The following is an 11,994-nucleotide window of genomic DNA, read 5'->3' on the forward strand; positions in this document are numbered from 1 at the left end:
GATGGGCACCGTTCACCGCGTCGGGTCTGGCCCAGTGGGGTCCCCCGGCGACCAAAGATTTCCTCGGGATCGCTCCCGGCAAGGAAGCAGTTCGCGAGCTGCGGTCGATCCTGACCGCCGTTCGCGGCGACAACGAATTCGACATCAACCGCCTGCGCGGACTCCTGAAAGTGGCACGGTCATGAGCATTTCCGTCTATCGCACCTCCGACACCTGGTGGGCCGGCACGCCCGACGCCGTCGCCAAAATCGACACGTCGGCGTCGACGACCGCGCAGCTGCTCGCCGACCGGGCGGCCATCGAACGAGCTGCCCTGAGCACCGATACCGTGGCGGTAGCCAGCCTCGATCTGCTGGCACCGGTCACCGCGCCGTGCCGCGTTGTCGCGCAGATGACGAACTACGCCTCGCACGTCGAGGACACGGGCGGGAACCCAAAGACCGTGCCGCTCACGTTCTTTCGCAAGGCGTCGGGATCGGTCAGCGGCCCGGACGACGACATCGTCAAGCCGGACCATGTGCGGCTCCTCGACTACGAGGTGGAGATCGGTCTGGTGATCGGGCGCGACATGCCGGTCGGCACGACGATCACGGCCGACAACCTCGCCGACTACGTCTGCGGGCTGGTCGTCACCAACGACGTATCCGCGCGCGACGTGCAGCTGACGAAAACCCAGTTCTACGAATCGAAGTCGTATCCCAGCTTCACACCGGTGGGCCCCGCGCTGGTCCTGGTCGACGCCGACGAGCTGGCCCGCTTCGACGACTTGCGCCTGCAGCTGCGGGTCAACGAAGAACTTCGCCAGAACAGCACGGTCAAGAACGACATGATCTACCGGCCCGTCCAGGCGCTCGCAGCCCTCGCCCGCTTCCAGCGGCTGTCGCCCGGCGACCTGGTGCTCACCGGCACGCCGGTGGGGACGGCCCTGTCCGCCCCCCCGAAGCCGGTGCAGAAGCTGGTGTCGCTGCTTCCCGACGACGTCAAGTGGAGGCTGTTCTTCGCCGGACAGGCCAAGAACCCCAAATACCTTCACGACGGCGACATCGTCGAGGCGACCGTCGCCACCGACGACGGCAAGATCGACCTCGGCACCCAGCACAACACCGTGAGATTCGCATGACCGACATTCCCCACTTCGTCCCGGTGGTGATCGTGGGCGCCGGCCCCGTGGGCGTCACGACCGCGACGATCCTGGCCCAATACGGCGTCGACTGCCTGCTGCTCGATCGCTGGGCGAACGTCTACCCGCAGCCGCGCGCGGTGCACATCGACGACGAAGTCCGCCGCATCATTGCCCGGCTGGGTATCGACGACCAGTTCGCCGCGATCTCGCGTCCCGCGCGGGGACTGCAGCTGCGGGACCCGAACATGAACGTGCTCAGCCAGTTTCGCCGCGAAGAACTCGAAACCGCCAACGGCTACCCCCAGGCCAACATGTTCGACCAGCCCGAGCTGGAAGCGCTGCTGCGGTCGAACCTCAAGCACTACCCGCACGCGGTGTTTCGCGGCGACTCGGAGGTTACCGACATCGTTCAGCTCAACGCGAACCGCGTGCGGGTGACATACGCCGACCGAGAAACCGGCACCGGGCACCGCGTCGAGACGTCATATCTGCTCGGATGCGACGGCGCCAACAGCCTGGTGCGTTCGGCGATCGGCGCGACGATGGGCGACATGGGCTTCGAACAGCGCTGGCTTGTGGTCGATGTGACGACCGACGCCGAACTCAACCAGTGGGACGGCGTGCACCAGGTGTGCGACCCGCACCGCGCCGGGACCTTCATGCGGGTCGGACCGAGCAGGTATCGCTGGGAGTTTCGGCTGCTGGCCGACGAAACCGTCGACGACTTCGGCACGATTGCGACGCTGTATTCGCTCATCCGGCCGTGGGTGCAAGGGGTCTCGCCGGAATGCATGGAGCTGGTCCGGGTCGCGGAGTACACCTTCCGCGCCAAGGTGGCCGACCACTGGCGCCGCGACAACGTCTTCCTGCTGGGCGACGCGGCCCACCTCACTCCGCCGTTCATCGGCCAGGGCTTGTGCGCCGGGCTTCGCGACGCCATGAACCTCGGCTGGAAGCTCGCCGCAGTGGTCAACGGCTGGCTGCCGGAAAGCGTGCTCGACAGCTACGAGGACGAGCGGAAACCCCACGCGACGTACATGATCCGCTTCGCCCTCGCGATGGGTCTGACCATGACGGCCGGCGGGGAGGTGGGTAACCACTTGCGGCGCATGCTGGTGCCGCGGCTGCACCTGATCCCCGGCGTGCGCGACAAGGTCACCGACAGCAAGACGCCGGCGCTTCGCCGCAGCGCACTGGTGCTCAAGCGTGGCCGTCGCCGCGGGCTGGCCGGGCGGCTGTGCCCGAATCCCGTTCTGGCGGAGGGCAAACGATTCGACGAGGTGGTCGGGACACGGTTCGCCGTCGTGACTTCCGGGTCGCTGTCCACCCAGCAGAGGGACGAATTGGGCCGCCGGGGCGCCGTCGTCGTCGCTGCCGAACCCGGCAGCGAACTCGCCCGTTGGCTGCGACGCGGGCACGCGATCGCCGCAGTCGTGCGGCCCGACGGAACGGTGATGTATGCGGTCGGGAATGTCGGCGAGATCAGCCGCCGCCTGCCCGACTTCCCGCGCAGCCGCGCCGATGCCTAGACGGGCCGCGAGTTGGTCGACTCCACGGCGGCATCACTTCCTCTGACGGGCCACACGTGCGGTAATGCTTCTCAAGAGGTGAGACGTTACGAGTGCGAGGAGCGCCTGTGCGCGGTGGTCGATTAGTTCAACTTATCGCGATTGGCGGTGTGGCGGGCTTAGCGGCGTGCGGCAACACCACGCGGAGCTCCACCGCGGAGACGCCCTCGGGGCCGCCATCTATCGGCAGCGAGCCGTTCGGTCAGGTCGACGGGACCGCGGTGAGCCGCTACACGCTCGTCAGCGGGCGGGGGACACGGGTGCGAATCCTGACCTACGGCGGCATCATTCAGTCGGTTGAGGTGCCTGATCGAAGCGGACACATCGACAACGTGGTGCTCGGCTTCCCCACCCTCGCCGGCTACCTGAACAACACGGGAGCCGCCAAGACCTATTTCGGCGCGATCATCGGCCGCTACGGCAACCGGATCGCCCGTGGAACGTTCTCGTTGAACGGCGCTGAGTATCGGCTGCCCGCCAACAACAACGGCAACAGCCTGCATGGCGGCACCGAAGGCTTCGATACGAAGGTGTGGCAGGCCAGCCCGCAGAGCGGCAAAGACACCGTCGCCCTGAAGCTCGAATATGTCAGCCCCGCGGGCGAAATGGGCTATCCCGGGACGCTGACGGTCACGGTCACCTACACCCTGAACCAGAACAACGAACTGCTCATCAACTACCGCGCCGCCACCGACGCACCGACCATCGTCAACCTGACCAATCACAGCTACTTCAACCTGGCGGGAGAGGACGCGCTCGACATCTACGGCCAGAAGCTGACCATCAACGCCGACAACTACACTCCGACCGACGAAACCCAGATTCCCACCGGGCAGATCGCCCCGGTGAAGGGCACACCGTTCGACTTCACGTCACCCACGGCGATCGGCGCGCGGATCACCGCAAATGACCCGCAGCTGCTGCTGGCTCACGGCTACGACCATAACTGGGTGATCAACCGCGGCAACAACGTTGGCCTGGCCCGGGCGGCGAGGGTAGAGGATCCGCAGACCGGGCGCACGCTGACCGTCTCCACGACCGAACCCGGTGTGCACGTCTACACCGCCAACTTCATCGACGGGGCGTTCACCGGCACCAGCGGGCACATCTACCGGCAGGGCGCGGGATTCACGATGGAGACCCAGCATTACCCGGATTCGCCCCATCACCCGGGCTTCCCGACCACCACGCTGAACCCGGGCCAAACATACGACTCGACAACCATTTTCGCCTTTGGCACCGCCTAGGTGGCCGGCGCGGCCTTACCCGGCCCCACAAGCAGGCCCGAGGGCAGCATGCGCAGCATTGCGCGCCGTTCGCGAGCGAATCGTGAGCCGCGCTGCACAATGACATCGTGCTGACCGCGAAATCTGGGTTCATCGAGGACCCATGGTGAGCTCACCGCCGTGGAAGGGGCATGGAAGTGCACGGATTCGGCTTCGACACCCTGGCCCTGCTGACCGCGGCAGGTTTCGCCGGTCCGCTGCTGGCCGCGCTGCCGCGCCTGCGGATACCGGTGATCATCGGTGAGCTGACCGCGGGGCTCATCATCGGCAGGACCGGTTTCGGCATCGTCGACGACACCAACCCGACGTTTGAGTTGTTCGCGAACATCGGCTTCGCGCTGGTGATGTTCGTTGTGGGCACTCATGTTCCGGTCCGGGACCCGGCGCTGCGCTCGGCGGTGCCCCGGGCATTGGCGCGCGTGCTGGTGATCGGTGCCGTCGCGGCGGGGATCGGCGCCGCACTGGCCGCGGGATTCGGGACCCACCACGGGCCGCTCTACGCGGTAATGTTGGCCTCGTCGTCGGCCGCCGTGGCACTGCCGGTGATGGATTCGCTGCGATTAACCGGCCCGCAAGTGCTCTCAGCGACCGTGCAGATCGCCATCGCCGATGCGGCGTGCATCGTGTTGCTGCCGTTAGTGATCGACTTACGGCGGGCGCCGATCGCGGCGCTCGGGGCGCTGGCGATCGCATGCTGCGCGGTAGTGCTGTTCTTGGCTCTGCGCGCCCTCGACCGCAAGGGCTGGCGTCAACGCGCACACGACTATTCCGAGAAGCACCGTCTCGCGCTGGAATTGCGGATCAACCTGCTCATCCTGTTCGCCCTGGCGGCGCTGGCCGTGAGCACCCATGTGTCGATCATGCTGGCGGGCTTCGCGCTGGGTCTGGTGATCGCTTTGATCGGCGAACCACGGCGCCTGGCGCGCCAGCTGTTCGGTATCACGGAGGGGTTCTTCAGCCCGTTGTTCTTCGTCTGGCTCGGCGCTTCGCTGCAGGTGCGCGAGCTTGGTTCGCACCCGAGGCTCATTCTGTTGGGCCTCGCGCTGGGCCTGGGTGCCGTCTTGGCGCATTGCGCGGGCAAGCTGCTGGGTCAGCCGCTGACCCTTGCCGTGCTCACGGCAGCGCAACTCGGCGTGCCGGTGGCCGCCGCCACGATCGGCGCCCAACAACACCTTTTGGTCCCGGGCGAAGCATCGGCTTTGATGTTCGGCGCCCTGCTGACAATTGCCTGCACATCCATCGCGGGCACGCTCGCAACACGCAGGCAGGCCGCCGAAAGCGGATCGGCCCACCCACGCCATGTGACCAAGGGCCCTTGAGCCGGGGACTTGGAGACTTCCGTTTGGCCCTATGGACGCCATCGGACCGGTGGTTGGATGGACCACTAAGCCGCTGGGAGGAGGCTCAGATGGGGTGGGTAGCGCGATCACATGAAATGCCCCTGTACCGCGTCAGCGACCGACTGCACGCCGGTAGCGGCACGGCTCGGTGACGGGGCCGCGGCGCACGCGGTCGCCGATCAGTTGTCGGTCGATGTGACCATCGCGGCCGATGCGGCCGAGGTCTAGGCCCGAGGCGACCCCGTATATGGCCACCGAGGAATTGGCACAAAGTCCTTTCGGCAAGAGCCGTCGTGCCCTCGTGCGGACCGGTCCGATTCCGCGATCGTAGAAATGTGACGACGCTTTACCGAAGGGAACGACCAGCCATGAACGTCCACTTTCCGGATGCCGGCACCGTCCGGACAGTTCTGACGCTGGCATCGCGGGCTCCTTCGGTGCACAACTCGCAACCGTGGCGGTGGCGAGTCGATGCGGCAAGCGTGCACCTGTACGCAGACCCGAGCCGACGACTGCCCAACATCGACCCGGACGGGCGAGACCTGATCCTGAGCTGCGGAGGGGCGCTGCACCACTGCGTGGTCGCCTTCGCCGCCGTCGGGTGGCAGTCCAAGGTGACCCGGCTGCCGAATCCGGCCGACCCGGACCACATCGCGTCGATCGAATTGTCGCCCTACCCAGCCGATCCCGTCGACATAGCGCTGGCCGCGGCCATCCCGCGGCGTCGTACCGATCGCCGCCACTACAGTTCCTGGCCGGTGCCGGTCGGCGACATTGCGCTGATGGCCGCGCGCGCGGCGCGACATGGCGTGACGCTGTGCAAGGTCGAAGACCTCGAAAAGCTGCGAGAGATCGTCGCCCAATCCGTCCGGGACCACATGAACGACGAGTACCTCGCGGAGCTCACGGCATGGAGTGGGCGCTACGCCTCCGTTGCGGGCGTTCCCGCCCGCAACACGCCGCCGCCGGACCCGCACGCGCGCATACCGGGCCGGTTCTTCGCCGGTCCCAGGCTGCCGATGGCACCGGAATCATCCTCCGGCGACGACAACGCGGTCATCCTCGCACTGGGCACCCGGACCGACGACCGGCTGGCGCAGCTCCGCGCCGGTGAGGCCACCAGCGTCGTACTCCTCACCGCCACCTCGGTGGGTTTGGCCAGCTGCCCGGTGACCGAACCATTGGAGATCGCCGCCACCCGCGAGTCCGTCCGCTCCGACGTCTTCGGCGGCGGGGACTACCCACAAATGCTGCTCCGGTTGGGCTGGGCCCCGATCAATGCAGACCCGCTGCCGGCGACACCGCGGCGCGAACTGTCCGAGTTCGTCGAGTGGACCGACGAGTAAAGCCTTGGGGCGCAAGGAAGCTGTGATGGAGCCGTTCACGGCGGTCATGCTGGTGGGCGACGGTGGCCGGACGAACCGATGAATGTGTCGGTGAGCGGATACGGGAACGATTGCGATGTGGCGGTATTCGACGCCGCAGCATTGCGCCGCCTCGTGGAGGTGCTGATCGAGCTGGGCTACCGCGTGATCGGTCCGACGATGCGGGACAACGCGATCGTCCTGGCACAACTGGACTCCGCGGACGACCTGCCGCGCGGCTGGGGCGTCGAAGTCGGTCCCGGGCATTATCGGGTTCGCCGGCGTGACGACGACGCGGCATTCGGGCATTCCGCCGGTCCGCAGTCGTGGAAGCAGTTCCTCCATCCCCCGCGACAGCGACTGTGGGCCGGCACTCATGACGGGGCAAGCGACCCCGAAAGTGACCCCGAAAGCGACGACGAGACAACGAGGTACGCCTTCCTGGGTGTCCGCGGATGTGACCTGGCCGCGATCGCCACCCTCGACCGGGTGCTCGGCCGTTCCGAGTATCCGGACAACGCCTTTGTCAACCGTCGACGGCGGATTTTCGTGGTCGCCGTCAACTGCACGGAACCGGGCGGGCTGTGCTTCTGCGCGTCGATGGGCACCGGACCCGCGGCGGGCCCGGGCTACGACCTTGCGCTGACGGAGCGCATCGCGGGCGACGTGCCGTCCTACGTCGTCGACGTCGGTAGCCAGGAAGGCGCCGACGTGCTCGCCGCGGTGCCGCACCGCGCCGCCGACAGCGCCGAAACAGCTTGTGCGCGAGCCGATGTGGAGGCGGCGGCCGCCAAGATGGGACGGCGAATGCCGGACGCCGATCTGCGGCAGCTGTTAATCGGGTCCCGCGAGTCACCGCAGTGGGAAGAGGTCGCCGGCCGCTGCCTTACCTGCGGCAACTGCACGATGGTGTGCCCGACGTGCTTTTGCACCACCACCGAGGACGTCAGCGACCTCACCGGTGACCACGCCGAGCGCTGGCGACATTGGGCGTCGTGCTTCGAATTCGATTTCACCTACGTCCACGGCGGCGGTAGTGTCCGCCAGTCGGGCGCCTCGCGCTACCGGCACTGGCTGACCCACAAACTCGGCACGTGGCACGACCAGTTCGGAATGTCGGGCTGCGTCGGTTGCGGGCGCTGCATAGCCTGGTGCCCCACCGGCATCGACATCACCGCGGAGATGAACAAGATGGCCGCCGATGAGTGACAACCCGATGGCGCCGGTCCCGTACCGGGTGCGCAGCCGCGTTGTGGAAAGCCCGGATTCGGCGACGTTGTGCCTCGAGCCCGTCGGCGAACCGCTGCGGACACCGCAACCCGGAGAGTTCATGATGCTCTACGCCTTCGGTGTTGGCGAGGCGGCGATCTCGATCAGCGGCGACCCCACCGTCGCCGACGGCTCGATCACCCACACCATCCGAGCCGTCGGGGCGGTCAGTCGCGCCCTCAGTGACGCCGAACCCGGCAGCGTCGTGGGGGTGCGGGGCCCGTTCGGCACCACCTGGGGGCTCGCGGAAGCGACGGGCCGGGATCTGGTCATGGTCGCGGGCGGCGTGGGCTTGTGCCCCCTGCGTCCGGCGGTGTTGGGCTCGCTCGCCGATCGATCGCGCTACGGGAAGGTGACGCTCATCGTCGGCGCCCGCTCCCGGGCGGACTTCGTCTTCGCCAAACAGCTCGAGAAGTGGGCCGAGGACCCGCAGATCGAACTGCACGTCACGGTCGACGTTCCCGTGCAAGGCTGGCGCGGCGAGGTCGGCCTGGTCACCGAGCCGCTGCGTCGGCTGACGCTGGACTCCGCTCGCACCACCGCGTTCTTGTGCGGGCCCGAGCCGATGCTGCGCTTCGGCGCCGGGGCGCTGGTGGCAAAAGGACTGGCACCCAAGGACATTCGCGTCTCACTCGAACGCAACATGCAATGCGGAGTCGGCTGGTGCGGCCATTGCCAGCTGGGCCCGCTGCTGCTGTGCCGCGACGGACCCGTCGTCGGTTACGACGTCGCCGGCCCGCTGCTGACAGTCAAGGAGCTTTAGATGAGCCCGACCACCTTGGCGGTGTGGAAGTTCGCCTCCTGCGACGGCTGCCAGTTGACGCTGCTCGACTGCGAGGACGAGCTACTCACCCTCGCCGACCAGGTGCAGATCGCCACCTTCGCCGAGGCCTCCAGCGCGATGGTCGGCGGCCCATACGACGTGTCACTGGTCGAAGGATCGATCACCACCCACCACGACGAGCAGCGCATCCGCGAGATCCGGGAGCAGTCCAAGCTGCTGGTCACGATCGGCGCGTGCGCCACCGCGGGCGGGGTACAGGCGCTGCGCAACTTCGCCGACGTCGCCGAGTTCGCATCCGTCGTGTATGCGAAACCGGAGTACGTCGACACGCTGGCGACCTCCACGCCGGCGTCGGCGCATGTCAAGGTCGATTACCAGCTGCCGGGCTGCCCGATCGACCGCGGTCAGCTGCTCGACACGTTGGCCGCCCTGCTGATCGGGCGCAAACCCCGGATCCCGTCTAAGACCGTATGCACCGAGTGCAAACTCCGCGGAGTGACGTGCGTCGTTGTGGCCGAAGGCATTCCGTGCCTGGGCCCCGTCACCCACGCCGGCTGCGGAGCGCTGTGTCCGCAGCATCATCGCGGCTGCTTCGGTTGTTTCGGCCCGTCGGCGGCGCCGAGAACCGCGACGTTGATCCCGCTTCTGCGCCGCGACGGGATGTCCGACGGCGCTGTCGACCGGGTGTTCTCCACGTTCAATGTCGCCAGTTTCACCGCAGAGCGGAGCAACCAGTGAATTCGTCCAACCGCACGCTGAGCGTGGGCACGCTGACTCGCGTGGAGGGCGAGGGCGCGCTGCACGTCACGCTCAAGGACGGGACGCTGGAAAGCGTCGAGCTCAACATCTACGAGCCGCCAAGGTTTTTCGAAGCGTTCCTGCGCGGACGCGCCCACACCGAGCCGCCCGATTTGACGGCGCGCGTCTGTGGCATCTGCCCGGTCGCTTACCAGGTCAGTGCCTGCAACGCGATCGAAGACGCCTGCGGTGTCAGGGTGGACGAGGAGATCGTCGCGTTGCGCCGCCTGCTGTATTGCGGCGAATGGATCCACAGCCACGTTCTGCATGTCTATCTACTGCACGCGCCGGACTTCCTGGGCTGCCCCGACATCATCGCCATGGCGCGCGACCACGCGGGCGCCGTCGAGCGCGGCCTGTCGCTGAAGAAGGCGGGCAACCGGCTGATGGAGTTCGTCGGCGGGCGCGCCATACACCCGATCAATGTGCGGCTGGGCGGATTCTATTCGGTGCCAACGCGATCGGCGTTCAAGCCGATCGCCGAAGAGTTGCGGCGGGCGCTGGACGGCGCGTTGGCGACGGTCGAGTGGGTGGCTGGCTTCGAGTTCCCCGACCTCGAGCTGGACCACGAATACCTCGCGCTCACGGCACCGGGACGGTACCCCATTGAAAACGGCACCATCGCGCGCAGCCGCGGCGCGCCCTTCCCGGTCGCCGACTTCGCCGATCACGTCGTCGAGGCGCAGGTGCCGCACTCCACCGCTCTGCACGCGACACTCGACGGCGAGCGCTATCTGGCCGGGCCGATCGCACGGTTCTCGCTGAATTCGTCAACGTTATCGCCGATCGCGGCGCAGGCCGCCGCCCGAGCGGGTCTGTCGGACCAGTGCCGAAATCCCTTCCGCAGCATCGTCGTCCGCGCCGTTGAAGTGGTGTACGCTATCGAAGAGGCACTGCGCATCATCGACGAGTACGAGCGTCCCGCGCGCCCGTTCGTCGACGTTCCGGCCCGCCCCGGCGTCGGTCGCGGTGTCAGCGAGGCGCCGCGCGGCCTCCTGTATCACCGATACCGGATCGGCGACGACGGGTTGGTTTCCGCGGCCACGATCATCCCGCCGACCTCGCAGAACCAGGCGGCAATCGAAGCCGACCTGGCCCGCCTCGTTTCCGACAATCTCTCGCTCGACGATGCCGCGCTGACGGCCCTGTGCGAGCAGTTGATCCGCAGCTACGATCCCTGCATCTCGTGTTCGGCACACTTCTTGACGCTGACGGTGCAGCGAGATTGAACAGCGATGACCGGTGAGGTCGTGGTTGTCGGCCTCGGCAACAGCTATCGCAAGGACGACGGCGTGGGCGCGGCCGCCGCCGCAGCGCTGCATCTGCTTGCGCTGCCGCATGTCCGGGTGGTGACCGGCATCGCGGAACCGACGGAGCTGCTCGAGGTGTGGTCGGGTGCCCGCCTGGTCGTGGTGATCGATGGCGCGGCCGCGACGCCGCCGACCCCGGGCCGCGTCCGTCGCTGCCAGCTGAGCGATGTGGTCTGCGGACCCGGGAAATTGAGTTGCCACCGCGTCGATATCGGCCCCGCCCTGGAATTGGGCAAGGTACTCGGACGCGTCCCCGACGACCTCGTCGTCATCACCGTCGATGTTGCCGACACCGGCCACGGCGTTGGCCTGACACCCGCGGTCGCACGCGCCGTGCCGGAAGCGGTGCGCATGGCGGTCGGTGAAATCGAACGCTCGAGTGCCCCCCGCGCTGAGCGAGCAAAGCCGGACCGACTGCGGGCGACCAGGAGGCTCAGGCGCGATCGCGACTGCCCAGCGCCGGTGGACCAAAACGGAAGCGACGGCCCGTGACGGTCTCCGGAATCACCCGCACGTAGTGCGTCTTCTCCGAGGCCGTCCACGGCAATAGCTGTGCGTGTTCGGCTTCCTCGATCTCCTCATCGCTGCGAAGCGAGCGAGCCCTGCCCTTGACGATCACGCTCCAGCCTTCAGCGACGTTATGGTCGTCGGCCTCGAACAGCACGCGGTTGTTTATCGCGGCGCTGACCAACTTGGTGCCCTCCGCGGTGCGAAACAGTACGGTCCGATGCTGCACAACGTAGTTGACGGGAAAGATCTCGGGTTGTCCGTCGACGCTGGTGACGAGCCGCCCCAGCGTCGCGCCGCCCAGCAGGTCCCAGCATTCATGCAGCGGCAGGATGGTGACACCGCTATCGGTCGCAGACATCGACCATCCCTCCTTGGTGCGTCATAGGGATAAGGCTATTAGAACAAGGCACCTGCTAACGGATCTGCAACACGTCGCCCGTTGTCCGCCGCGGCGTCGGTGGCGCGACGGCGTCCATGAGGGACGCTATCCCGGCACGGATCAGCACCTGCGGTTGGCCGCCGTCGTTGAGCAGGCCGCGAACGATTTCGCGGCTCTCGTCCAGCTCGATCAGATGCGTTAGCGTGCACGTGGCCATGAAGGCCATCGTGCATTCCAGCAAGACGGTCGACAACGCTTCGCCG

General features: G+C 67.2%; 12 protein-coding genes and 2 pseudogenes. 12 read left to right on the forward strand and 2 right to left on the reverse strand.

What is annotated here, in order from left to right; genetic code table 11:
• The 12 genes and pseudogenes from JO059_RS15365 to JO059_RS15420 form a co-directional block, all read left to right on the forward strand.
• Positions 1–185, forward strand: a pseudogene (locus tag JO059_RS15365) (2,3-dihydroxybiphenyl 1,2-dioxygenase); the annotation flags it as partial.
• Positions 182–1,120, forward strand: a complete 939-nt coding sequence (locus JO059_RS15370) for a fumarylacetoacetate hydrolase family protein (RefSeq protein ID WP_293320158.1) — start codon at positions 182–184, stop codon at positions 1,118–1,120. The pseudogene JO059_RS15365 and the gene JO059_RS15370, both read left to right, overlap by 4 nt.
• Positions 1,117–2,652, forward strand: coding sequence for a bifunctional 3-(3-hydroxy-phenyl)propionate/3-hydroxycinnamic acid hydroxylase (locus JO059_RS15375; RefSeq protein ID WP_293320160.1), 1,536 nt, complete (start codon positions 1,117–1,119; stop codon positions 2,650–2,652). Before JO059_RS15370 ends, JO059_RS15375 begins: the two co-directional genes overlap by 4 nt.
• A 149-nt stretch (positions 2,653–2,801) precedes the next feature.
• Positions 2,802–3,938 (forward strand): aldose epimerase family protein, encoded by a 1,137-nt coding sequence (locus JO059_RS15380; RefSeq protein ID WP_293320162.1) that lies wholly within the window; start codon positions 2,802–2,804, stop codon positions 3,936–3,938.
• Positions 3,939–4,108: 170 nt separating this feature from the next.
• Positions 4,109–5,296 carry a cation:proton antiporter gene (locus tag JO059_RS15385; protein WP_293320164.1) on the forward strand — a complete coding sequence of 396 codons (1,188 nt, stop codon included), beginning with the start codon at positions 4,109–4,111 and terminating at the stop codon, positions 5,294–5,296.
• Between the two features lie 111 nt (positions 5,297–5,407).
• Positions 5,408–5,545 (forward strand): hypothetical protein, encoded by a 138-nt coding sequence (locus JO059_RS15390; RefSeq protein WP_293320166.1) that lies wholly within the window; start codon positions 5,408–5,410, stop codon positions 5,543–5,545.
• Positions 5,546–5,685: 140 nt separating this feature from the next.
• Complete coding sequence (locus JO059_RS15395) at positions 5,686–6,663, forward strand: NAD(P)H nitroreductase (protein WP_293320168.1); 978 nt, start codon at positions 5,686–5,688, stop codon at positions 6,661–6,663.
• A 78-nt stretch (positions 6,664–6,741) separates the two neighbouring features.
• Positions 6,742–7,890 (forward strand): 4Fe-4S dicluster domain-containing protein, encoded by a 1,149-nt coding sequence (locus JO059_RS15400; RefSeq protein WP_293320170.1) that lies wholly within the window; start codon positions 6,742–6,744, stop codon positions 7,888–7,890.
• Entirely contained in the window at positions 7,883–8,713 is an 831-nt protein-coding gene (locus JO059_RS15405) for an FAD/NAD(P)-binding protein (RefSeq protein WP_293320172.1), read from the forward strand. The genes JO059_RS15400 and JO059_RS15405 overlap by 8 nt, the downstream gene beginning before the upstream one ends.
• Complete coding sequence (locus JO059_RS15410) at positions 8,714–9,472, forward strand: oxidoreductase (RefSeq protein ID WP_293320174.1); 759 nt, start codon at positions 8,714–8,716, stop codon at positions 9,470–9,472.
• Positions 9,469–10,761 carry a Ni/Fe hydrogenase subunit alpha gene (locus tag JO059_RS15415; RefSeq protein ID WP_293320176.1) on the forward strand — a complete coding sequence of 431 codons (1,293 nt, stop codon included), beginning with the start codon at positions 9,469–9,471 and terminating at the stop codon, positions 10,759–10,761. Before JO059_RS15410 ends, JO059_RS15415 begins: the two co-directional genes overlap by 4 nt.
• A gap of 6 nt (positions 10,762–10,767) precedes the next feature.
• The gene (locus JO059_RS15420; RefSeq protein WP_293320178.1) at positions 10,768–11,334 is read left to right on the forward strand and encodes a hydrogenase maturation protease; all 567 of its coding nucleotides are present in this window, start codon (positions 10,768–10,770) and stop codon (positions 11,332–11,334) included.
• Here the strand turns inward: JO059_RS15420 and JO059_RS15425 are convergent.
• Both JO059_RS15425 and JO059_RS15430 read right to left on the reverse strand, forming a co-directional pair.
• The gene (locus tag JO059_RS15425; RefSeq protein WP_293320180.1) at positions 11,276–11,710 is read right to left on the reverse strand and encodes a pyridoxamine 5'-phosphate oxidase family protein; all 435 of its coding nucleotides are present in this window, start codon (positions 11,708–11,710) and stop codon (positions 11,276–11,278) included. The genes JO059_RS15420 and JO059_RS15425 overlap by 59 nt on opposite strands.
• A gap of 55 nt (positions 11,711–11,765) precedes the next feature.
• A pseudogene (locus JO059_RS15430) lies at positions 11,766–11,994 on the reverse strand (NAD(P)H nitroreductase); the annotation flags it as partial.

The organism is Mycobacterium sp. (genome assembly GCF_019247615.1).
Taxonomy (GTDB): Bacteria; Actinomycetota; Actinomycetes; order Mycobacteriales; family Mycobacteriaceae; genus Mycobacterium.